Annotated in this window: 19 protein-coding genes; 2 read left to right on the top strand and 17 right to left on the bottom strand. The window is 43.2% G+C overall.

The window, feature by feature from the left end; all coding sequences use genetic code 11:
* Positions 1 to 14: 14 nt before the first annotated feature.
* Positions 15 to 1,310 (top strand): ArgE/DapE family deacylase, encoded by a 1,296-nt coding sequence (locus tag BK582_RS07720; RefSeq protein WP_078593970.1) that lies wholly within the window; start codon positions 15 to 17, stop codon positions 1,308 to 1,310.
* Between the two features lie 5 nt (positions 1,311 to 1,315).
* Positions 1,316 to 2,560, top strand: coding sequence for a Zn-dependent hydrolase (locus tag BK582_RS07715; protein WP_078593968.1), 1,245 nt, complete (start codon positions 1,316 to 1,318; stop codon positions 2,558 to 2,560).
* 918 nt (positions 2,561 to 3,478) lie between these two features.
* Here BK582_RS07715 and BK582_RS07710 read toward each other — a convergent pair.
* From BK582_RS07710 to BK582_RS07630, 17 genes are all read right to left on the bottom strand, one after another.
* A complete protein-coding gene (locus BK582_RS07710) occupies positions 3,479 to 4,903 on the bottom strand; it encodes an NAD-dependent succinate-semialdehyde dehydrogenase (RefSeq protein ID WP_078593966.1) in 1,425 nt (474 codons plus the stop codon).
* A gap of 138 nt (positions 4,904 to 5,041) precedes the next feature.
* A complete protein-coding gene (locus BK582_RS07705; RefSeq protein ID WP_078593964.1) occupies positions 5,042 to 6,397 on the bottom strand; it encodes a sigma-54 interaction domain-containing protein in 1,356 nt (451 codons plus the stop codon).
* Positions 6,398 to 6,494: 97 nt separating this feature from the next.
* Positions 6,495 to 7,853, bottom strand: coding sequence for a 4-aminobutyrate--2-oxoglutarate transaminase (gene gabT / locus BK582_RS07700; RefSeq protein WP_078597878.1), 1,359 nt, complete (start codon positions 7,851 to 7,853; stop codon positions 6,495 to 6,497).
* A gap of 370 nt (positions 7,854 to 8,223) precedes the next feature.
* Positions 8,224 to 9,375 carry an o-succinylbenzoate synthase gene (menC, locus tag BK582_RS07695; protein ID WP_078593962.1) on the bottom strand — a complete coding sequence of 384 codons (1,152 nt, stop codon included), beginning with the start codon at positions 9,373 to 9,375 and terminating at the stop codon, positions 8,224 to 8,226.
* A 65-nt stretch (positions 9,376 to 9,440) separates the two neighbouring features.
* Positions 9,441 to 10,604 (bottom strand): M20 peptidase aminoacylase family protein, encoded by a 1,164-nt coding sequence (locus tag BK582_RS07690; RefSeq protein WP_078593960.1) that lies wholly within the window; start codon positions 10,602 to 10,604, stop codon positions 9,441 to 9,443.
* Positions 10,605 to 10,625: 21 nt separating this feature from the next.
* Entirely contained in the window at positions 10,626 to 11,750 is a 1,125-nt protein-coding gene (gene menC, locus BK582_RS07685; protein WP_078593958.1) for an o-succinylbenzoate synthase, read from the bottom strand.
* Positions 11,751 to 11,822: 72 nt separating this feature from the next.
* Positions 11,823 to 12,806, bottom strand: a complete 984-nt coding sequence (locus BK582_RS07680; protein ID WP_088036793.1) for an ABC transporter ATP-binding protein — start codon at positions 12,804 to 12,806, stop codon at positions 11,823 to 11,825.
* 31 nt (positions 12,807 to 12,837) lie between these two features.
* Entirely contained in the window at positions 12,838 to 13,848 is a 1,011-nt protein-coding gene (locus BK582_RS07675; protein WP_078593954.1) for an ABC transporter ATP-binding protein, read from the bottom strand.
* A gap of 50 nt (positions 13,849 to 13,898) precedes the next feature.
* The gene (locus BK582_RS07670) at positions 13,899 to 14,807 is read right to left on the bottom strand and encodes an ABC transporter permease (protein WP_078593952.1); all 909 of its coding nucleotides are present in this window, start codon (positions 14,805 to 14,807) and stop codon (positions 13,899 to 13,901) included.
* 17 nt (positions 14,808 to 14,824) lie between these two features.
* On the bottom strand, positions 14,825 to 15,775 hold the full coding sequence (locus tag BK582_RS07665; RefSeq protein ID WP_078593950.1) for an ABC transporter permease: 951 nt from the start codon (positions 15,773 to 15,775) through the stop codon (positions 14,825 to 14,827).
* Between the two features lie 114 nt (positions 15,776 to 15,889).
* On the bottom strand, positions 15,890 to 17,497 hold the full coding sequence (locus BK582_RS07660) for an ABC transporter substrate-binding protein (RefSeq protein WP_078593948.1): 1,608 nt from the start codon (positions 17,495 to 17,497) through the stop codon (positions 15,890 to 15,892).
* 106 nt (positions 17,498 to 17,603) lie between these two features.
* Entirely contained in the window at positions 17,604 to 19,091 is a 1,488-nt protein-coding gene (locus tag BK582_RS07655; protein ID WP_078593946.1) for a M81 family metallopeptidase, read from the bottom strand.
* Between the two features lie 108 nt (positions 19,092 to 19,199).
* Positions 19,200 to 20,321 (bottom strand): M20 family metallopeptidase, encoded by a 1,122-nt coding sequence (locus BK582_RS07650; protein ID WP_078593945.1) that lies wholly within the window; start codon positions 20,319 to 20,321, stop codon positions 19,200 to 19,202.
* Positions 20,322 to 20,338: 17 nt separating this feature from the next.
* Positions 20,339 to 21,199 carry a MurR/RpiR family transcriptional regulator gene (locus BK582_RS07645; protein ID WP_167553042.1) on the bottom strand — a complete coding sequence of 287 codons (861 nt, stop codon included), beginning with the start codon at positions 21,197 to 21,199 and terminating at the stop codon, positions 20,339 to 20,341.
* 306 nt (positions 21,200 to 21,505) lie between these two features.
* Complete coding sequence (locus BK582_RS07640) at positions 21,506 to 22,489, bottom strand: ring-cleaving dioxygenase (protein WP_078593942.1); 984 nt, start codon at positions 22,487 to 22,489, stop codon at positions 21,506 to 21,508.
* A gap of 149 nt (positions 22,490 to 22,638) precedes the next feature.
* Positions 22,639 to 23,727 carry a C45 family autoproteolytic acyltransferase/hydrolase gene (locus tag BK582_RS07635; protein ID WP_078593940.1) on the bottom strand — a complete coding sequence of 363 codons (1,089 nt, stop codon included), beginning with the start codon at positions 23,725 to 23,727 and terminating at the stop codon, positions 22,639 to 22,641.
* 270 nt (positions 23,728 to 23,997) lie between these two features.
* Positions 23,998 to 24,786: a class D sortase gene (locus tag BK582_RS07630; protein ID WP_078593938.1), complete on the bottom strand. Its 789-nt coding sequence runs from the start codon at positions 24,784 to 24,786 to the stop codon at positions 23,998 to 24,000.
* Positions 24,787 to 24,880 lie beyond the last annotated feature (94 nt).

Raw genomic sequence — 24,880 nt, 5'->3', positions numbered from 1 at the left:
AAGGAGCATCATTTATGTCCATCGAAAAAGAACAGCAGCTCGTTTTTGAAGAGATCGACAAGTCCTGGGTGGAGGAACTGGCCTTCCTTCAGAAAATCGGCCGGTTCAAAAGTACTTTAGGAAATGAAACAGCATTACAAAACTATTTAGCAGACTATTTTAAAGAAGAGCTCGAGCTGGAAGTTGATAATTTTGTCCCTGATATGAAAGAGCTCTCAAGCCACCCTGCCTTTTCCCCTCCGGAATGGTCTTATGACGGCCGCCCCGTAGTTGTTGGAAAAGCCGAAGCAGAAGGCCCTAAAAAGGGAAAAAGCTTAATCCTCCAGGGGCATATTGACGTTGTCAGCGCCGAGCCGGAAAAAGAATGGGATTACGACCCGTGGGGCAGCACGATAGAAGGAAATAAAATGTACGGCCGGGGCATTCAGGATATGAAATCAGGCGTAGCCGCGTTTATTTTTGCCTATAAAGCTATAAAAGAAGCAGGAATCAAGCTTGATGGGGATGTCCTCCTTCAAAGCGTTATTGAAGAGGAATGCACAGGCAACGGGGCCCTCGCTGCCCTGGAAAGAGGCTACACCGCTGATGCAGCCCTGATCCCTGAGCCGTTCGGACAGAAGGTTGTCCAGTCCCAGGTTGGAGTAATCTGGGTGCGTGTGAAAGTGAAAGGGTTAGGCGCTCATACGGAAAGGGCGAGCGAGGCTGTTAATCCAATCGAAAAAGCATATGTGATTGTCGACGCTTTAAAGTCATACAGAGAGCATATTAATTCCCGTGAAAAACATAAAGACTTTAAACACCACCCTCACCCGCTGAACGTTAACATCGGGAAGTTCCACTCAGGAGACTGGCCGTCCAGCGTACCTTCCGAGTGTGTTTTAGAAGCACGGGTCGGCTTTTACCCTGGCCAGGATCCGGCCGACATCAAAAAGGAAGTGAAGGACTGGCTGTTGGAAGCTGCGGAAAAAGACAGCTGGTTAAAAGAAGTGCAGCCGGAAATCACTTTCTATGGCTTCCATGCTGACGGGGTTTCTCTCGATGATACGACTCCACTTTTCCAGACTCTCGATCAGTCTTTTGAAAAAGTAGTAAAGAAGCCTCTGGAGCGGACAGTTATCACATGTACGACAGATATTAAGTATTACAACCTGTACTACGATATTCCGGCAACCTGTTATGGCCCTGTCGGCGGTAATATGCATGGACTGAACGAATGGGTGGATCTTGATAACTTAAAAGAAGTTACTAAAGTATACGCAGACTTTATTTTACGCTGGTGCGGCACGAAAAATCAGACAGAGGAGACTTAAGTAATATGGCAGTAGATTCTGAGAGACTGAAAAGGAGATTTGACAGACTGTCCGAGATCGGGAAAACAGAAGGCGGCGGAGTCAGCCGCCTGGCGTTAAGCGATGAGGATAAAGAAGCTAGGGATTTATTCGTTTCCTGGCTGAAGGAACTGGGATTGGAAGTAAAGGTGGACGATCTAGGCAATATTTACGGAATATTAAAGGGGAAAAATCCGGATGCTGCCCCACTTGTCATGGGCTCCCACCTCGATTCCGTCCCAAGGGGCGGAAAATATGACGGCACAATCGGTGTTTTAGCCGGCCTGGAAGCCATTGAAAGTTTAATAGAGGATGGCATTGAACCTGATCAGCCTGTTATCGTGGTGAACTTTACTAACGAAGAAGGAGCCCGTTTCCCTAAGCCGATGATTTCAAGCGGGGTCCTTTCCGGCAAGTTCACAACAGAGGATATGTATAAGCTGGAAGATGACAACGGTATCTCAATTGAAGAGGAATTAAAACGGATCGGATATCTTGGCGACAGGGAAAACAGGCTTCAGGAAGCGGATAAATTTTTCGAAGTGCATATTGAACAAGGGCCTGTTTTGATAGATAAAGGCGTTAACACAGGCATTGTGGAAGGCATCCAGGGACTGTCCTGGCATCAGATTACCTACACCGGTGAAACGGACCACGCCGGGCCTTCACCGATGGAATACCGCCGGGATGCTGGTGTTGGTGCAGTTACAGCCATGAGCCGTCTTTATGAGTGGGTAAAAAAGATGAATGATGAAACATTGATTACTTTTGGAAAAATAAAGGCCTCGCCTGGGGCAGTTAATGTAATTCCTGGAGAAGTTACCTTTTCCATTGATATCCGTCATCCTGATAAAGGAGTGCTCGAAGAAAGAATTGAGCAAATGAAACAAACCTTGCTTGATACAGCACTTGAAATGAAGCTCGACAGCCAGATTGAAGATTTATCTTACATGCCCCCTGTATCTTTTTCCGTGAAGCTGACTAATGATTTGGAGAATATTTGTAAAAATAAGGGCATTCCTTATCACCGGATGTTCAGCGGTGCCGGCCATGATGCCATGTACATGAATAAGCTTGCTGAAACAGTGATGATTTTTATCCCAAGCATTGGCGGAAAAAGCCACAACGAAGCCGAAGAATCCCGCTGGGAGGATGTAGCATTGAGTACGGATTTGTTGTATGAGCTTGTGAAACAGCAGGTTTCAGCAGGGAGCAGGGTGAAAGGTAGTTAAACTAGGGTTTTAGTTAATTGAGGGCTTTGGTTAATTAATATTTTGGTTAACTGAGGTTTTGGATTCACTATGATTTTTAATAACTGAGGTTTTTTGGTTAACTTAGCAGGCCCGTGTCGTCGGCAGGGTCTGTTTTTCTTTATGCAGGCTGGGGAGACGGTGGGTTTGTACTTCAAACTCGCTTATTCTCGTATATACTCACTCGTTCATCCTGGCACCTCGGGACCGGGTTCGCCTGTACCCGGTTCATCGGTGCCACGTTGAGTAGCTTCCTCATTCTCACTTATTCTCGCATATACTCACTCGTTCATCCTGACACCTGGGGACCGGGGTCGCTTGTACCAGGTTCATCGGTGCCACTGAGTAGCTTCCTCATTCTCACTTATTCTCGCGTATACTTCCTCTCGCAACCTGGCACTTCGGGACCGGGTTCACTTGTACCCGGTTCACTGGTGCCACGTTGAGCCGCTCCCTCATTCTTCCTTATTCTCACGTTTGCTCACTCGTTCATCCTGGCACCTGGGGACCGGGGTCGCTTGTACCAGGTTCATCGGTGCCACGTTGAGCCGCTCCCTCATTCTTCCTTATTCTCACGTTTGCTCACTCGTTCATCCTGGCACTTCGGGACCGGGTTCACTTGTACCCGGTTCACTGGTGCCACGTTGAGCGGCTTCCTCATTCTCACTTATTCTCACGTTTGCTCACTCGTTCATCCTGGCACCTCGGGACCGGGTTCGCTTGTACCAGGTTCATCGGTGCCACGTTGAGCCGCTCCCTCATTCTTCCTTATTCTCACGTATACTTCCTCATTCTTCCTGGCACCTTGGTTCCTGGAACCAGGGTGCCACCTTCAAACCTGCCAAACCCCAGATTAACAAAAGAACCAGCCCCAAAAGGCTGGTTCTCCCATACACTCACTTAAAACCCTACCGAAATATATTTAGTTTCCAGATATTCTTCAATGCCGAAGTGTCCGCCTTCACGGCCAAGGCCGCTTTCTTTGAATCCGCCGAACGGAGCCTGTGCTACAGACGGAAGGCCGTCATTCAGGCCGACGATACCGTATTCAAGTCCTTCGGAAATTTCGATTGCTTCACTGATGTCTTTGCTGAATACATACGCTGCAAGGCCGTACGGACTGTTGTTTGCACGCTCAATAACTTCATCCGTGTCCTTAAAAGTAGCGATTGGTGCAAGTGGTCCGAACGTTTCCTCGTTCATGCAAAGCATATCATCTGTTACCCCTGTTATAACAGTCGGCTCAATGAAGAAACCTTCCTGCCCCTCAAGCTCACGTCCCCCAAGGACAATCTGGGCGCCTTTTTCTTTAGCATCCTTAAGCTGGTTCGCAACTTTGGCGACAGCACGATCGTCAATTAACGGGCCGATCTCCACCCCTTCTTCAAGACCGTTACCAACTTTCAACTCAGCAACTGCCTTTGTAAAGGCATCAACAAAGCTGTCCACTACGGATTCATGGACAAAAACACGGTTGGCACATACGCAGGTTTGGCCTGCATTACGGTATTTTGAGCCGATTAATCCCTGTACTGCTTTTTCAACATCTGCGTTCGCGGTTACAATAAATGGTGCATGTCCGCCCAACTCCAGAGAAAGCTTTTTCACTGTATCTGCTGCATTTCGCATGAGCAGTTTTCCAACCTCGGTTGATCCAGTGAACGAAAGTTTTCTCACTCGGCCGTCTTTCATCCACGCATCACCGATCGCTTTCGCGTCACCGGTTACGAGATTAAGAACTCCCTTTGGAATACCTGCTTCCTCAGCCAGCTCTATAAGTCTGATCGCCGTGAGGGGAGTCAGCTCCGCTGGTTTGATGACAGCTGTACATCCTGCTGCTAGTGCCGGTCCAACTTTTCTTGTAATCATCGCAGCCGGGAAGTTCCATGGAGTAATTGCAGCAATCACTCCAACAGGCTGTTTCTGGACAAGGATGCGCTTACGAGGGTCAGACGCCGGAATCGTCTGACCGTAAACGCGCTTTCCTTCTTCAGCGTACCAGGAAATAAAGCTGTTCGCGTAGTTCACTTCACCGATTGCTTCTTTCAGGGGCTTTCCTTGCTCCTTCGTCATGAGCTCGCCAATTTCTTCTTTTGCGTCATCAATTAACTGAAACCACTTCATTAAATAAGCGCTGCGTTCAGCTGCTGTCTTTTTGGACCACGTCTTAAATGCTTCGTGAGCAGCATCCACCGCCTGTCCGGCCTCATCGGCACCCACGGAAGCAACAGATGCGAAAGCTTCATTTGTTGCCGGATTTAATACTTCAAATTTTTCCTGAGTGTCAATCCACTCGCCGTTAATATAGTTCTTCCAGTACTTCATTTATGTAAGCCCCCTTTTCAGTTCTGTAAAAAATTTCGAAAGCTGTAACTAGGCAGGCTATATGCCTGATACTTTGTTAAAAACTGGAGTCCAGCTAACCTGACCCAGGAAGATACTCATGAACAAGCCTGCCCTAATCTACAGATCCGTCACATACTTTTTAACTCTCCTCGCAGCGGAGGACTGGCTGATTCCCAGTGCCTCGGCTACTTTGTAAGTAGATTTGTATTCCTTGTATGCCTCCTGGATCATTGTCCTTTCTACTTCCTCCAGTGTTTCAGGAAGAGACCGGCCTTCTCCGGATGGTTTTTGCTCTGTAAAACTAACAGGCAGATCTCTCACACCGACTGTTCCTTCATTCGTTACAACGAGACGCTCCACCATGTTTTCCAGTTCCCGGACGTTCCCTTTCCATTCGTAATCAATAAACACCTGGACCACCTTTGGCGAAAACCGAACCTGCCTTCCGTGCATTTCGTTAAAATGCTGCAGAAAATGCTCCACAAGGGGAAGGATATCTTCCTTCCTCTCCCTTAACGGAGGGATATGAAGGGGCACGACGTTCAGCCGGTAGTACAGATCCCGCCGAAATGTTCCTTGTTCGACCATCTCAGCTAAATCTTTATTTGTAGCTGCAATGATTCTCAGCGAGAGTGAAATCGGATGCTTCCCTCCTACAGGACGAATTTGTTTTTCCTGAAGTACGTGCAGGAGCTTGCTCTGAGCCTGCAGCGACATCTCTCCAATTTCGTCCAGGAAGAGGGTTCCGTTGTTGGAAAGCTCAATCAGCCCTTTTTTTCCTTCCCGGAAAGCTCCTGTAAAAGCACCGCCTTCATAGCCGAACAGCTCTGATTCAATAAGCTGGTCCGGCAGAGCCGCACAGTTAATTTCATTAAGAACTTCGTCTTTTCTCGGGCTGAGCTGATGGATGGCCCTGACTACCTTGCTCTTACCTACCCCAGTCTCCCCGGAGAGCAGCACAGTCGTTTCAACTTTAGCAACCTTCCTTACAACAGAAAGAAGCTGGTCCATTTTTCCACTCTTAGAAATAAGGCCTTCCACTTCGAGGGGCTCGCTCGCCTCTTTTTTATACGTTACAAGCTGGTCCTCCATCTCCTCAATTTTATTCCGCAAATGCATGAGCTCCGTTAAATCCCTGGAATAGCTGATTACGCTCTTCAGCCTGCCATCAGCATTGAACACGGGACGGGTGCGGACATGGAGGTACCGGCCTGATTTCGTAACCTGGAACAGCTCCATCGGCGTTCTCTTTTCGATAACTTTCAGCGTAGCGGAAGGGTAAAAAATGCCCATCTCTTCTAATTCCTTTACGTGCCGCCCCGTCAGTTCGTCGGACGACAGGCCGTAGTTATTTTCACAGGCGGAATTCACGAGCAGCATGATGCCTTCCGCATCCGTGAGAATGATTTCATCAAACGAAGATTCGAATATGTCGAGAAGTTCCTCAGTAACTGTGCCTAATGATTTATGCATCTCAAACCCCTCCCCGCGAAAATAAAATCGTTCTCTTATGATCAAGAATTTAAGGCTTGCGAAGAAGAATTAAGACTGCTTTCTTCCATAAACACCATTACATTTTTACAGTAGAATCAGCCAGCGCTGCGTTAACTGCTTCATCGATGATATTCAGTCCTTCTTCAAGCTGTTCGTCAGTAATAACAAGCGGCATTAATATACGAAGCACATTACCGTACGCCCCTGCTCCCATAAGCAGCAGCCCCCGCTTATTCGCTTCGCTGATAATTTTCCCAGTAAGCTCTTTTGCCGGTTCCTTTGTCTTCTTGTCTTTGACAATTTCCATGGCGCACATGGCTCCAAGGCCTCTCGCTTCACCGATGACATCATATTTTTCCTGAAGCTGCCCGAGAAAGTCCAAGACTTTTTCTCCAAGTTTTGCGCCACGCTCATTTAACTTCTCTTCTTCTATAATATCAAGCACTGCAAGCGCAGCTGCGCACCCAAGAGGGCTTCCTGCATAAGTTCCCCCAAGTTCACCTGGAGAGGACTGATCCATCACCTCACTTCTCCCGATAACACCACTGATTGGCACCCCTGCGCCCATTGATTTGGAAACTGTAATAAGATCCGGCACGACGTCAAAGTGCTCGATTCCAAAATAACGGCCCGTACGGCTGAAGCCGGCCTGAATTTCATCTGAAATAAACATGATACCGTGCTTCTGGCACTCCTCATAAACGGCCTGAACAAAGCGCTTCGAAGGGACGATGAAACCACCTTCGCCCTGGATCGGCTCCATAACTACAGCAGCAACTGTTTCAGGTGCCACATCGTTAATAAACACATCACGGAACTGCTGGATGACCATCGTCTCATAATCTTCTTCCGTCATGTTTTCCGGTCGGCGGTACGGATATGGATACGGCGCCTTATACACTTCCGGAGCAAACGGGCCAAACTCAAATTTGTATGGCTTCACTTTGCTTGTCATACTCATTGTCATCAACGTACGCCCATGGAAACCTCTCGTAAAAGAGATGACACCCTGGCGCCTCGTATATTTCCTTGCGATTTTCACCGCATTTTCCACCGCTTCCGCTCCGCTGTTTAAAAACATCACTTTTTTGTCATGTGTTCCAGGAGTAAGTGCCGCCAGCTTTTCAGCCAGTTCTATATACGGCTCATACATCACTACGTTGAAGCCGGTATGGATATATTTATCCACCTGAGCATGAAGGGCTTCCTTTACCTTTGGGTGGCTGTGCCCCACATTAATCGTTCCGATGGCGCCGACAAAATCGATGAATGTATTGCCGTCCACATCACGTACAAGTGCGCCTTCTGCAGTGTCAGCAAAAACAGGTGCCCCGTAGCTGACGCCTTTAGGTACGATATTATTTCTTCTCTCAAGCAGCTCCGCTGATTTTTCTCCAGGCAGGTTTGTATTTATGTTCGCGAACTTTTCCGTCATCTGAGAATCATCCTCTCTGAGATTAATTATTTCACTCCTTATATTTGCAAGATTCATGCCAATACCTAACCCTTGATATAATAAGGTTTTAAGTCTTGCAAAATTTCGACATAAGTCAAAATTGAATTATATCAATTCGATTTTGACTCAAAATTCAATGGAGAGACCGGATCTGTTTCACCTACATGTCGTTTAACATCCCTTGTTCTTCTAGACCTTTGTGGATTAAGAGCAAAAAGAATAATTTAATTAAAGCTTCATAAAAAAGAAAAGCATTCGCACTTATGACATAGGCTGCATTAATTGGCCCAGCATTAGACGGCGGATGCTTCTTTTTATAGCGGATTTATATAACCGAATTGATAGAAACTCAATCAGTAATCAAATAACTCGCATTCTTCTCGATGTACATATTATGAAGCGATTCTTTATTAATTAAATACTTATTTACCGCCTTTTCGTCAATTTCATAGCCGATGCCCGGTCCTTTAGGTACTTCCACCATACCAGGGCTGGACATTACTACCTCTTTCGTTACAATATCCTGTTCCCAGTATCTGCTTGACGGCGATGTATCCCCCGGAATGACGAAATTACTCAAAGAAGCAATCGCCAGGTTATGAGCACGTCCAACACCTGATTCAAGCATGCCACCGCACCATACTGGGATATTATTTGCTTCACAATAGTCATGAATTCTCTTACTTTCCGTCAGACCGCCTACCCGGCCGATCTTTATGTTAATAATCTTGCAGCTTCCCAGTTCAATAGCTTTTCTGGCATCATCCAAAGTGTGGATACTTTCATCCAGGCAGACAGGTGTTTCCAGCTCACTCTGAAGCATAGCGTGATCAATGATGTCATCGTGGGCCAGCGGCTGTTCAATCATAATCAGCTTATACTTATCAAGTTCCTTTAAAGTATCTATCTGATCAAGAGTGTAGGCTGAGTTTGCATCCGCCATCAAGGGGACCTCATAGCCAAAACGTTCTCTGATTGCCTGAATTCTGTCCACATCTTTGCCAGGTTTAATTTTCACTTTAATTTTCTTATAGCCTGCCTTTAAACTGTCCTCCACCTTTTCAAGCAGGGCCTCCACAGTTGGCTCAATCCCAAGGCTGACCCCAACTTCAACCTCTTTTTTCACCCCGCCCAAAGCAGAAGCCAGACTAATATTTTCTTTTTTGCAATATAAATCCCAAATCGCGCTTTCCAGGGCAGATTTAGCCATATTATTCCGCCGCACCCACTTAAACAGATCAGTAACCGCCTCAGGACGAAGGTCCTCCTGCTGAAATACTGCAGGGATTAAATTATTTTTTAACACAGACAGAGCAGTGTCAATAGTTTCTTCATTATAAACCGGCTTTTTCATAGCAACACATTCGGCATATCCCACTTCATCACCGCTGTACACGCTCACGAGCAGAAATTCTTTATGTGTCTCCCTTCCAAAACTTGTTTCAAACGGAGACTTCAATGGCATCTTTAACTTCTGTAAGTCGATTCGGTCAATTCTCATTTGCTCGCTCCTTTAAGGTTCTTAATTATGAAAATGTTCCATTCTTTTTATTAAATCTATAATACTCAAGGTTTTGCGTCAGCAACTGGATGGTTAACAACCACGCTCTGCTCTTCAAAAGTTTTAACTACTGTTCTAGCAAGAATTTCAACCCCATGTAACAATGCATCCTTATTAAAAGTCATATGGGGATGGTGCAGCCCTGGTTTTAAGTCGCAGCCAAGACCGAGCATAGTGGCTTTAAGATGAGGCCTTTTAACAGTATAATAGTGAAAATCTTCTCCACCGGAAGTGACTAACGGTGGTTCAACATTCTCTTCCCCAAGCGTCTCCCCTATTGATAATTCCATAAAGTTCTTAGCTGTTTCATTTACTTCAGCAGCAACTACCCCAGCCGAAAACTCGGTTTTTATTTCAATACTGTACATCTCTGATACTTGATGAATTAGGTGAATGACCTTTTCTCTAAGTTCACTCATAGCCTCATTGGTCTGAGCCCTTAAGTCAATTGAAAAACGGGCCGAACCGGGGATGATATTAGTGCTGCTTCCACCAGATTGAAACATTGTCATTTTTGCAGAATATGGAACCATAGGGTCCAGATGAATTCCCTTTAGCTCACTAACCAGAACAGCTGCTGCTTCAATTGCATTTGCACCTAGATGTGGTTTTGCAGCATGTGTATCGGCCCCTTCCATCCTTCCTTTCACAGCCTGTGCAGCACCGTGAAGGATTGCTGGAGAAGATCTCCCGAATCGAACTTCCTGTATTGGCCGGAGATGAAGTCCATAAAGAAACTCCACATCATCAAGAATTTTCTTTTCGATCATCTTTAGAGCACCATTACCTTTTTCTTCAGCAGGCTGAAAAATAAACCTCAATGTCCCTGTAATTTTTTCTTTCATTTCATTTATAACCGCCAGTACACCTATACCGATTGTCATATGGGCATCATGCCCGCATGAATGGTTTGGCTGGAAATGCCCATTCACCTCTTGCCAGAGAGCATCCATATCAACACGGATAGCTACAACAGGAGTTCCTTTGCCAATTTCACCGACCACGCCTGTACAATCTTCAAAGGTAGTTACTTTACATCCATATTTTTCCATTAGGCCGGAGATATATTTTGTAGTATCATATTCCTCCCAGCTGATTTCTGGATTTGCGTGCAAGTAATCAAACACACTTTCTACTTGCTCTTTCATTCCTTCTATTATTTGTCTCATTTTTTACGCATCCCTCTTCTCTTACACTTTTTCAACCAGTCCCGGGATTTCTTTTTTCTCCAAAGTGTATTTATCAAGTAAAGCAGGAACAACCTCATAGCCAATACCTGGAATGTCTGAAACTTGAATAACACCGTTAAGAGCTGTTACCTCCGGCAGTATAACGTCTTCATTCCAATACCTTGAGGAACCCGCAGTATCGCCGGGAAGGACAAAGTTAGGCAATGTTGTCACAGCGATATTATGGGCTCTTCCCACACCAGATTCATTCATTCCTCCACACCAGAGAGGAATACCTTTTGACTGGCAGTAATCATGAATCTTAACCGACTCTGTTAAGCCACCAACACGCCCTATTTTTATGTTAATAATCTTACAGCTTCCAAGTTCCACCGCTTTTCGGGCATCTTCTAATGAGTGTATGCTCTCATCCAGACAAACAGGTGTAATTATCTGTGATTGTAATTTAGCATGGTCAATGATGTCATCATATGCTAAAGGCTGTTCCACCATCATTAAATCAAGCTCATCAAGTGCTTTAAACACATCAACGTCCTTCAATGAGTAAGCTGAATTTGCATCAGCCATTATCTTAATACCAGGAAAATGGTGTCTGACACCGGCAATCATATCAACATCTTTACCTGGTTTTATTTTTATTTTCATTCGTTTATACCCTTCATTGACAAACCCATCCACTTCCCGAAGCAAATCATCTAAGGTCTCTTTAATTCCAATACTTACACCAACTTGTATCTCACTTTTCGTACCCCCAAGTGCTTTCGCTAAAGAGAGATTATTTTGTTTCGCATACAAATCCCAAATAGCACCCTCTAAAGCAGATTTAGCCATGTTATTTCTCCGTATCACGGAAAACAGCTGGCTCACTTCATCCGGATGTTCAATGTATTCTTTTTCATAAAGCATTGGTATTAAGAAGTCCTCTAATAAATGCCAGGCTGTTTTGACAGTTTCCTCATTATATAAAGGTCTCCCCGAAACAACACACTCTCCATAGCCGATTTGACCGGCACTATGAACCTCTACAATCAAAAACTGTCTTGCAGAAAGTGTTCCAAAACTGGTTTGAAACGGGGTTTTGAGGGTCATTTCCATATGGCGAAGCACAACTTTATTAATCTCCAAAAGAACCATTCCCTTCACAAGTTTAACTAGTTTATTACAACAACAGACAATGTCACTTTTTAATGCATTTTTTTAATCGTATAAGTGGCAGGCTACAAAATGTCCTGTTGCTTTTTTTTCAAGAGCAGGCACGTCTTCCTTACACCTAGGCATTACATGTGGACATCTTGTGTGAAAAACACATCCGGATGGAAGATTCATAGGGGAAGGGACATCACCTTTAATTACGATCCTTTCCTTCTTTATTCTCGGATTGGGCATTGGAATCGCTGATAATAGAGCTTGTGTATATGGGTGCAACGGCTGGGAGAAAAGTTCGTCTGTTGGGGCTCGCTCAACAACATAACCTAAATACATGACCCCAATATTATCAGCGATGTGACGGACTACGCTTAGGTCATGAGCGATAAATAAATAAGCCAGGTCAAAATTATCCTGAATTTCTTCTAATAGATTTATAACCTGCGATTGTATAGAAACGTCAAGAGCAGAGACTGGTTCATCACAAACTATCATTTTCGGGTTCACAGCTAAAGCTCTAGCAATCCCTATACGTTGTCGCTGTCCCCCTGAAAACTCATGCGGATAACGGAAATACTGGTCTTCCCGGAGCCCTACTTTCTGCAGCAGATCTAAAGCTCTTTCCATCCGGTCATTTTTATTTCCGATTCCGTGGATATTCATTGGTTCTTCTACAGAACTGCCAATCCTTTTTTTCGGGTTTAAGGAAGAGTGAGGATCCTGGAAAACCATTTGAAATTCCCGGCGCATTTTGAGCATTTCTTTATCATTTAACTTAAAAATATCTCTCCCTTTATAAATCGCTTCTCCGTCACTTGGTTCAGTTAGTCTTAATAATGTACGTCCGGTTGTACTTTTTCCACAGCCTGATTCTCCTACTAATCCTAATGTTTCTTTTTCATGCAGTTCAAACTCTACGTGATTAACTGCTTTAACATAACCTGTTGGCCGACCGAATACGTTAGTCAAAGGAAAATGTTTCTTTAAGTTCGAAACTTTCAGAAGAGGCTCAGCTGGCTCTGTTTTATTCTGCATTCTATCTTCAACGTGTAAAGGTGTATCTTCCTTAACTGGTTGTAGCATTAGCGCCTTCCTCCTCAAAAATTCTCTTATAATGCCAGCATCTCACTTTGTTTCCCTCATCTGTTGTTTCCAGTTCAGGGGCTCTGTTAAGGCACAGCTCATCTGCATAAGCACACCTGGGCGCAAAACGGCAGCCTTCCGGAATATTATCTAATGAAGGTACTGTCCCTTCGACAACATGTAATTTGCTGTTACGGTCTCCGTCAAGCTTAGGAATAGATTTCAGTAACCCCTTTGTATATGGGTGTTTTGGGTTAAAGAACAAAGTGTCTACATCCGCTTCTTCAATTACCTGCCCAAGATACATCACCACTACCCGGGAACAAACCTCTGCAACAACGCCCAAATCGTGGGTGATCATCATTACACCCATATTAAGTTCTTTTTTCAAATCACTAATTACATCGAGAATTTGAGCTTGTATTGTTACATCAAGTGCTGTTGTTGGTTCATCAGCTATTAACAGGCTCGGATGACAGGAAAGAGCCATTGCAATCATAACTCTTTGCCTCATCCCGCCGGATAAGTTGTGTGGGTATTCGTATATACGTTTCTCTGGTGAGGGTATGCCTGTAAGCTCGAGCATTTCAATTGCTTTCACATAAGCTTTTTCTTTACTCAACTTCTGATGAATCATAATTGTCTCTGTAATCTGATTCCCAATTGTGTAAACAGGATTAAGAGATGTCATAGGATCCTGGAAAATCATTGATATTTCGTTCCCTCTGATTTTCCGCATTTGCTCTTTACTCAGATGCAAAAGATTTTTCCCATTATAGGTTATGGCCCCCTCATACTTCGTTGTCTGCTCATTTAATAAACGCATTATCGATTCAGCTGTCACACTCTTACCACAACCTGATTCACCTACTATGCCAACTGTTTCTCCTGAATCGACGTGAAAGGTTACTCCATCAACTGCTGTCACCGGGCCTTTCTCAGTCGAAAAAATAGTTTTCAATTCTTTTACATTAAGCAAAGGTTCGTTTACCAACTCAGTTCCCCCTTAAAATGTTAGTATTATTGAAGTATTTGTTATTCATCCTACTTATTCGCCTTGTTAGTATGGGGGTCTAACAAGTCACGCAGTCCATCACCGAACAAATTAAGACCCAAAACAGCAAGAATAATGCAGATACCAGGGAATATTGTCATCCACCATGCGGAAAATATAACTGTTTTCCCGTCGTATAAAATATTTCCCCAACTCGGATGTGGCGCAGGAATTCCAGCACCAAGGAAACTTAAAGCAGCTTCAATGATAATCGCGATAGCAAACACATAAGTCACCTGTATTATAAGTGGGGAAACTGTATTCGGCGTAATATGCATAAAGATAATTCTCATTGCACTGGCTCCCTGTGCTTTGAGAGCCTCGATATATGTTTGTTCCTTAATTACCAGTGCAGCAGATCGTACTACCCGCGCTACCTCAGGACTCTTAACTACAGTCAGGGCAATTACAACATTAACAGGATGGGGCCCTAATACAGCAACAATTGCAATTGCTAACAAGATTGCTGGGAAGGCCATCAAACCATCACAGATTCTCATTAAAATATGATCCAGTAAACGGTAGTAAGCTGCCAGCAATCCTACCACCATACCTATTATAGAAGTGGCCAAAGCAACTGAAAGCCCTACAGCGAGAGATACTTGCGATCCGTAAAGCACACGGCTGAATATATCGCGGCCGAAGTTATCAGTTCCAAACCAATGTTCAGCGCTTGGCGGCTGGAGACGGTTCGCCGCTACCATTTCATATGGTGTAAAACTAGTTAGCACCGGTGCAAGAATTGCTGTTAAACCAAGAAAGGTGAGTATAATACTCCCTATTACTGCCATTTTGTTAGATAAAAAACGGCGTATAAAAAGATTTCTACGCTCCTTTTGCATTTCTTTCTTTTTCTTCAAAAATAACTCATTAGTCTGAACCGTAACATTGCCTTCCATCAATCAGCCTCCTCTCATTACTTTTTGTTAAACCTTACTCGGGGATCAACAGCTCCATAGAGTAAATCAACTATCAAGTTAATTAATACATAAGAAGCAGCTATGATAAGAATGGTTCCCTGTATAACCGCATAATCTCTTCGTACAATAGACTGGACTATCAACTGTCCTATACCTGGCAAATTAAAAACAGTTTCAGTGACAACCGCCCCCGCAACTAACGTACCGAAAGTTTGTCCGAGTACGGTCAGGATTGGAATAAATGCATTTCTTAATGCATGCTTGTAAATTACAAGCCTCTCTTTTACACCTTTTGCGTGCGCTGTCTTAATATAGTTAGTGCTCAGAATATCCAGCATGGATGATCTGGTCATTCTTGCAATAAGAGCAGCCTGTATAGCACCTAGAGAGATTGCCGGCAATATCATATACTGGAGGTGGCTCCACACACCTTCGCTCAATGGTGAATAACCTGCAATAGGAAGCCATCCGAGATAAACCCCAAACAAGAGCATTAGCAATAAACCAAGTAGAAAACTTGGAACTGAAACCCCAAGCATTGCAAAAACCATAAACCCCTGGTCAGTTAAAGTACCCCTCTTCCTTGCAGCAATGATTCCAAATGGGATTGCTATAATAATTGAAATACCTTGGGCTAGAATCGCCAGGGACAATGTTGGGCCTACTCTGTCTAAAAACACATCAAGCACAGGCTGATTCATATAAATAGACATTCCAAGATCCCCTACTAATACACCTGAAAACCAGGCAATAAACTGCTGGTACAGCGGAAGGTTTAATCCCAGCTGCTCGCGGAGATTTTCAACGTCCTGAGGGGAAGCATCAGGTCCAAGCATAACAGCTGCCGGGTCGCCAGGTGCTAAATGAATTAGAAAAAAGACCACAACTGCCACAACGAGCAAAACGGGTAAAAGGGATAATAACCTTTTTATTGTATAAGCTTTCAAATCAGCACCCCCTTACTATTTCTTTCAGGTAAATGTCCAGAAGCAGTTGCTGCTGAGCAGAACTGCCTCTTTATGACATTTAGCTGTAAATCACAATTTATCTTTATTACTGATTTACTCGACAGTAACGTTCCAGAAGTTAGGACCCATGAAATCGGTATATCCTTTAACATGATCTCCATAAGCTGATACACGCAGGCTCTTACCTACATTAATTACAGGGAGATCTTCCCAGAGTTCCTGCTGTAATTCTTCATAAATTTCTTTAGCTTCCTCCTGATCCTGAGCTAGTTTTATTTCATCCAGCAATTCATCAAAGGCAGGATTATTTGTCCAGCCAGGCCACTCAGTCCTGGAATCTAAAAATGTATACTGATGCGGTGTAGCCATAACTGTAAAGCCAGTGTAGAAAATATCATATGCATCTTTATCTGCTCTTCGATCCAGTAAAGTTGCCCAGTCATATACATCTAATTTTGTATTCATTCCGAGATTCTCCAGCGCTTGCTGTGTTGCTACTGCGGAATTATAGTGGTGAGGGTAATCACGGCTTGTTAAAATAACTACTTCTTCCCCGTCATATCCCGCAGCATCCAAATATTCCTGAGCTCTATCCATATCGTTTGTGTCATAAAGTTCTTCCCCAGCATTTGTAAACCAATCAACTTGGTCTTCCATGAAAAGGCTAGGACCAGCTTCATAGAACTCCGAGTTTGTAAAAGCAGCAGTCAAAACATCTTCTTTATTAAGGGCATGGTTCACAGCTCGTCTTAAGTTAACGTCACCAAACATACCTTCTTTATTGAAGACAAGTGTCTGTGGTCCAAATGGCCAGATATCCACATTAATGCTTGGATCTGCATCAAGCTGTGGAATCCCATCATATGGAAGCATATGGGAAAAGTCATATTCCCCGCTTAACAAACCATTAATCCTTGTAGATTCGTCGGGAACAAAGTGATAATAAACCTCATCAACAAGAACCTCTTTCGCGCCAGCATTACCTGATGCAGGCTCCTCGCGGGACTGATAATCATCAAACTTAACAAAATGCATGTACTGGTCATGACGCCAGTTTTCTAATGCGAATGGGCCAGTACCGATATATTCACTAACCCCTGTTGCCTCCGCAGATTCAACCACCCCAGCAGGCATAATTGCTGCGAACTGTCCAGGCTCCGCTAAGATATGCAATACAATGAAAGAAGCTTCTTCTATATGAAGTTCTACTGTATGATCGTCAACAGCCACCCACTCATGTTCACCGATATTTGATTGGGCAAAGGATGTTTCGCTCCATTTAGTCATGGAAGCAACTACATCTTCAGAAGTCATTTCATCACCGTTGTGGAATTTAATTCCTTCCCTCAATTCAAATGTAATTGTTTTTCCATCTTCACTTACCTCATAATCCTCAGCCAGCATCGGTGTAACCTCAAAGTTTTCATTCAATGCCAGCAATGTTTCAAAGATAAGCTTTGCCGGGTCCCTTGTGGCATTAGCCGTGGTAGTATGCGGATCAAGTGTTCCTGGTTGGGCTAAATAAGCTACATTAATAGTTCCTCCTGCTTCTCCCAGCTCCTCAGTATTATTACCAGCGTTATTATTTGCTCCGGCTGCGTCGGTTTCGTTATCAACTGCAGGGCTGTCCGAGTTACAGGCAATAAGACCAACTGACAAAATCACTAACAATATAAAAAAACCAAAATGTTTCCTTTTCATTAAGTTAATCCCCCTTAAAATATTTTTTGAATAATTTCAACTTTTCAGTCAACTAATCCAGTACCATCACCCCCAGAAAATAAAATAACTTACTATTGATTAACGGCTAATATACCGCTTTTTCACTTCTTTGAACCGCCCCGTCTAAAGGCAGTACAGGTCTGTGTAGTCTTTTATAGTTGAAAGAGTGAAGATTAAAACTGCTAAGACCGGGGGAATCAGCTGTAATTATTTTTTTAGCAATAGGCTCAAATGCTGCTCTGAAATGGTTACTTGACTTTAATGCGACGATTTTGTATTCGGCCACGTCAATACCGTGAAGTTTAAAAATTTGTTCATCAAACGTTTGTGATCTTACTGAGCATACGATTATGTCTACATTTCCAACCTTTAGACGCGTTGATAATCCCCTGTTGACACTTTTACCTCTATCCATTTGTGAACTCTGGAGAAACTGTCCGTCGGTCAAACTCTTCACGTATGCAGTTATTTCCACAGATTCACCATGCAGGTTGTCTGTTTTCCCTCCAAGCTTCACGGTAATACTGTTTCCAGGCCCAGCCTGTATTGCTTTATATACTACCTCGGGATCATACATAAACCCAAAACATGAACGGGGAAGGTTTTGCTTAAGCAAAGCATCAAGTAAGCGAGTTCCGTCACCTGGTGCACCCGCCCCAGGGTTATCAGAAGTTTCATTAATAACCACTGGACCTCCATCAACAGCTACAGCCTGTTTTACTGCTGCATGTGGATCAGGCAGTTTAATAAAGAACTCGTCTCGCCGCTCCCAGATTTGGTCAGCTGCCCTCCTTGCTACTTCTTCAGCAAGTGTAAAATCGTTATTTGTTATGGAGAGGACTGATACTTTAACTTCCGGGATATCTGTGTGGCAGAAACCATGAAAGAAAGTACAATCTACTACCTTTTCTTTAGTCTCCTGCTCCCAGCATAGCTCATTAATATCTTTAACAGGAGACAGGTAAGTAGTTGAGGTAGGAATAATCATCGGCAGTCTTTCTAAGCACATAACTGGCTTCAATTCCCCATTAATAATTCTTAAAAGGTTGTCCAGTGCTTCCTCTCCTCTTTCATAACAGTCTGTGTGAGGGTAGTGATTTACCCCGAAAAGTACATCAGCTTCTTTAACCATCTTTTCTGTCATATTTGCATGTAAATCCAAGGTAGCTGCTACTGGAACAGTTTCTCCTACAACCTGCCTGACAGCTTGGAGAATATCCCCTTCAATATCGTCCACTCCTTCAGCTACCCCTGCTCCGTGAAGAGCCAGGCATACTCCATCTAAATTATCCATTGCTTCAATCCGGTTTATTAGTTCAGTTTTCATCAATTCGTACGTTTCCTGGGTGATGATACCGCTCGGGTTAGCCCGAGCTGAGAAAGCCGGAAGAAGAGTGATTCCCTTTTTCTGTGCTTTTGAAATCATGCCTCCAAAATAATCACCAACACCAGTATGGTTATCTAGAATTTCCTGCCCGTATTCCCACTCATACTTTTTAAAATAGTCTTCAGTAGCATGAACAACTGAAAATGTATTTGTCTCGTGTGAAATTCCTCCGATAGCAACTCTCATGTAACGACTCCGCCCCCTTGAATTTCCGCAATGTTCGCACTTTAGATGCATTCTCCTTTAAACAGGTATTACTTCATCTCCTCTCGCGGAAGAATAAAATATAATATCTTATAACTTTAAAAGCAGGCTAGCAATTAAAGCAGTCCGCTTCGGTAGTTCTTCGATAATAATATGTTCGTGCAGAGCATGTGGCCCGTCACCGGCAGCTCCCAGTCCATCTAACGTAGGAACACCAATTGCAGCAGTAAAGTTCCCATCGCTCACACCTCCAACTGACGTTCCGCTAATATTAAAACCAAGCTCCTTCGCACTTTCTTCCGCAAGTTTATATAGTTTGACTGACTCCTCCGTCTTTTCCATTGGCGGACGGTTAATACCACCTGTTACAATAATGTCAGTCCCTGTTAATATTGGGGTTAAGTTTTTTATCTCCTCATCTATTCTCCTCGCTTCTTCCTCAGTATAAAAGCGGACGTCTACCTCAGTTACAGCTCTTTCTGCAACTACGTTACTCATTGTTCCTCCAGTTATCACACCGGCATTAATGGTGGTTCCTTGTTCCTCATCTGCAAGGCCTTCCAGACGAACTATTTGATGAACAATTTCATGGATGGCACTGGCCTCTGAATTTGGATTATTCCCTGCATGAGAGGAAACCCCATGTGAGGTAATTCTGTATTGTCCTGCTCCTTTTCTCGCTGTCTTAAGTGAGCCTGATTTTCCAGCAGGCGGTTCCACTACAAGCACATATTTACAGCTTTCTGCTTCTGATTCAATTAATTCTCTGGAAGTAGGACTTAACTGCTCTTCATCAGAAGTCAATAGAAAAACAACTTTTTTAGCAGGTCTTAAGCCCGTATCCTTCAAGGCCTTCAACGCCCATAATCCTTGGATGATTCCTCCCTTCATATCCATAATCCCTGGTCCAAACGCTTTTCCGCTATCTATCCTGTAAGAAAGCTTACCTTGCTCCCAAACCGTATCGTAATGAGCGAGAATGAGAACTTTTTCCTCACCTTCACCGATTTCAAATTTCAAGTGGTCACCATTCTGGTCATTTGCAAAAATCTCACCATGAACCCCTAATCTTTCGAAAAACAGCTCTTTTATGTAAGCAGCACATTGATTAACAAGCTCCTTCTGGAATGTTGGAGATTCATGTCTGACGAGTTCCTCCAAGTCATCCAGTATTTGTTGTTCTTTATCTATTAAATATTCTAATATAGCCAAAAAATCAGCTCCCTAAATTAATAATCCTCGAATATTTGCTGCCTCTTATACTCTTTTTCCAGCATCTTCAACCGTTCTTTTACTTCTGACTTGTTTTTGCTGCTGATCCCTGCAATGATTAAATTCAGCAAAGAAGTAATAGAAGCAATAGCATCCATCCCAGATGACGTATTTATCTCAGTAGTTAAGGTTTTGTCGGCTATTCTGGCTGAAGGAGATAAAAGATTGTCAGTAACAGCAATTATCTTAGCTCCTTTCTCTCTGGCAAGTCTTGCATACTGGATACTTTCCTTTGAGTAACGCGGAAATGAAATCAGCACCACTACAGATTCTTCCGTCAAATAAAGCATATTTTCTACCATGTCCTTGGAAGCTGGATACATATTTACCTTCCCCAGCATGAGGTTCAGCATAAAGGAAAACCAATATGCCGGACCTTGGGAGATTCTCTGCCCCGCTACTACCACCTGGTCTGCTTCAATAATAGAATCTACAACCTCCCATAAATCCTTCTCCCTTAGAGAGCCAAGCATTTTATTGAATATTTCAATATCTTTCAACAGCACACTCGAAAAAATATTTGTTTGCTCAACAAGAGTGTCCGCGGAAGACTGAAACTTATATACTGTACTGTTCGTTTTAAAAACCTGCTCTCTCACAGCCTGCTGTATTTGAGTAAAACCTTCATAATCCAGGGAATGAGCCAACCTTATGACTGTCGATTCACTTACCCCAACTTCCTTACCAATTTGCGAAGCGGTTTTAAAAGCCGATTCCTCAGGCTGTTCTAATAAATATTTTGCGACCTGGCGCTGCCCTTCTGATAAACTTTCATACTTTTGGCGAATTGCTTCTCCTAATTCTAATTTCGTTAACATCTCTATCTCTCCCACTGATGCAGTAAATGCTTCATAAAATTTTATTGGTGCAGGCATTCCTTTATTCTTTATATTCTATTCAGAATTAATATACCCTTCAAAATTTTTAAAATATTTAAATATTTTTAAGTTTTTGTGCTCATATGCGAGAATATAGCGAATTATAGAAAATAAGATTCTTCCGTAATACGTTGAATATTGGAAAAATATCTATTATTAAATTCTCCCTCTTTAAATTTGCTATCTTAGGTCCTATCAAATAAAAACCCTCCACTGAAATACATCCAGTGAAGGGTTTCTAACCACTTATTCGTATTCTTTTTCGAATTTTTTCTCGCTTCTTACTGTATCGATCGGACGTACAAGTTTCTCGATTTGATCACGGCGTCCTTCCAGGAACGGAGGGAGCGATAATTTTTCACCGAGAGTCTCGTATGGCTCATCTCCCATAAATCCTGGACCGTCCGTGGCAAACTCGAACAGAATTTGCGGTGCAACACGGGCGTATAACGATTTGAAGAAGAACCTGTCAACATACCCTGACGTCTGGAAGCCAAAGCTCTTCAGGTGGGTATCCCACTGATCGAGTTCCTGCTTATCTTCGATTCGGAATGCGGCATGGTGAACAGTGCCAAAGCCTTGCTGCCCCGGAGGCAGAACAACATTTTCCTCCACAATTACCCGGGCACCGTTTCCTCCCTCACCAACCTCAAACAAGTGAAGAGAGCCATCCTTATCAATCTCCCTGAATTTAAGCACCTTCTCAAGCATTTCCTTGAAATAGCTGAAATCTGCGATTCTTATATGAAGCGGCCCCAGACCTGTAATTGCATACTCCAGAGGAATCGGACCGTCCTGCCATGGGATCCCAGCCTCGACTCCTTTATTATTTTCATCGGAAACAAGCTGGTATTGCTGATCGTCAAAATCAACGAATGACAATGTCTTTTTCCCAAACAATTCTTTAATCCCTTTATGCTTTACACCGAGACGGTCAAAACGCTTCACCCAGTAATCCAGCGCTTCATCACCAGGAACGCGGAATCCGGTCTTATAGATTTCATTCGTCCCATGCTTTCCTTGTGGGATGCCGGGAAAATCGAAGAAAGTCATGTCTGTACCCGCATTTCCTTTATCATCGGCAAAAAAGAGGTGATACGTCTGAATATCATCCTGATTCACTGTTTTCTTCACAAGACGCATACCCAGCGTATAAGTAAAAAAGTCATAATTTTTCTCCGCACTGCTCGTAATCGCTGTTACATGGTGTAAACCTTTAAGCTGATTCATATATCAAAACTCCTATCACGCTTTTTTAACTACTATATAAAAGTAAGTTACATATTTAATAATACCAAAAGTCATTTGTTATTGCTAACCCGGCGCATACTAAAAGATTTGACAGGAGTATAATAAATATATTTAATCTTTAATTAACATTATTCTTCCTCTTGTTCAAGGGCAACGGTCTTATAATTGATCGGTGTGCATGGGTTACCTTTAATAAAAAACATAGAACCTTTCTCCAAGTTCATAATTACAGAAAAAACAGTCCTTGTTTGCTCATAATCTGATTGATCCTGTTCTTCATGCCGGCATATTGCTCGTGGAAACCCACTATGGTCCGTAAACCAGTCTTTAATTTTGTCTTGATTTACAACTTCGTTTTTCTCCTCGGCATGTTTAACTAACTCCTTCATCCGGTCGATTCTGTTAAAAGAATGTTCTTTGTTAATAAGGTTATCCTTTCCTATTCTTTCGATTAACTTAGGAGAACACAGGTGGTTAGTATGATATAATGCCCTGTCCTTTGTCGTCCTGTAATCTTCGCCCTCCGGTGAAACTTCTATATTTACAGCTTCACCACTCCCGCCGTTATCATACCCGATTAGAAAGTTTGCAGAAGAAGCCATCTGCTTATTAGTAACCTTCGATAGTGCTTCATTTAAGGTCCTGGAATCAAGCACGCTCCTAAGTCCTAAATGAATTGGCACAGCATTTGATTTCACATTTGCCCGAATTGCATTTAAACAAACACCAAGACCTAAGGAATTAAAGCCTATTTTTCCAATTATTCCCCCTTCAGTCACCATGCAAATATCTGGTTTATACTTTTGTTCAATCTTTGTTAAAAGGAGGCTGTTTATTTGAGATGGCCTCCAGTCCCAGTTTTGACCAAGATATGTATTGGCCCCAAGGGGCTTCATAATTGCCAGGCTTGTACATCCATCTGTTGCATTTTTTGTTAAAGCTATCTCACTACGTGCATTCAGCACGAGAATATCTTCAAATTTTACCCCGGCACCTTTAGCAATCCCCTGCATTTCTTCTATATAATCCACCTGGTAACTTTCAATTGCCTCAAGGTGCCCTTTAGCCATCTCCGTAGCCTCTTCCCAGGAAAGTCCGACAATCCCTTTAAACATTCGCTCGTAAGAAGATAAACTATAATGAACTTCCTCTTTTCCTGCTATACCATGCTGAAGACCAATTTCAAAGGGAGTGCCTTTTAAATGCAGCTCTTTCATCTAATCATTCCTTTTCTTTTATAGTAGGCCTTGTAATACATATTGCATTTGAAAGTCTCTGTTTTATCCAAATTACGTTGTGAAGATATAATTTTGCTTAATTTTCTACAATTTGGAAACAAAAAGCTCGAGAATTAACTGAATAGTACGAATTTACCAAAAAAGTAGCACAACACTATTGTACATAATATATATTCATATGTAAAAACCGCCTAGCTTCAATGACTAGACAGTTTCAATACTTCTTCGTTCACTTAATTTGCACTATAGTTATCCCTCCGTAATATCCGTCAGCTCCGCCTGTATAATATATCTGTCTGGTGCAACTCCGAAGAAATTAAACGGATAGCATGTGGTCAGCGTTAATGTTGGAGTGTCTTTTTCAACGATAACCGTCCGGTCCTCCGCATCAGTAATCCATATATCGCGGATCTGATATTCGTAAACCTTACCTTCAACGTCTATATAAAGCCGGTCTCCTTCTTCCATGTCACCGAGCTCGCTGAACACCGTATCCCTGTGTCCAGATAAAACGGTGTGCCCCATTCCGCTGGGAGGAGTAGTAAATTTACTGTCGTGGTAACCCACTCCCTTGTTCAGCGTATCATCGTCAGTTCCCCAGTGGACTTCGTAAACCATACCAAGTTTCGGAATGATGAGTTCTCCAAACCTGTCTCCAGCCTGGTAAGAAACCTCATTATCTTTCCTCTCGATGTCTTCTCCATTTTCAGCAGCTGTCTGTTCTGTTTTTTCACTGGATCTTCCTTCAGCTTCTATTACAGTCCCGTTCTCCTCTTCGCTTAACGCAGAGTTGTTCTGCTTCTCAGTTTCCACTGCAGCGATGCCCGCTGTCGCACCATTACTTCCGGCCCTTCCCTCGTCTGGCCCTGCCTCTATGTACCCTGCTTCAATTTGTTCACTGTCCCAATTTTCACTCACTGCCTGAGCCCTCTCTTTATTCTGAACCGCTCCGGCACTGCCTCCGTACCACTGCCAGAAACTCCAGCCGGCAACAACTAACCCGGCTATCATTACGAGAAAAAGAAGACGGTTGGTCATATGTATTAACTCCTTAATTCAGAATTTTTGCAGCTTCCATTTCATTCCTTTACCCGCTGTTAAAATGACTGAATCGTAATTCCGAGGAAAAACT

The sequence above is a fragment of the Evansella clarkii genome (assembly GCF_002019695.1).
Classification (GTDB): domain Bacteria; phylum Bacillota; class Bacilli; order Bacillales; family Salisediminibacteriaceae; genus Evansella; species Evansella clarkii.
This window is presented reverse-complemented; position numbering and strand designations above follow the sequence as displayed.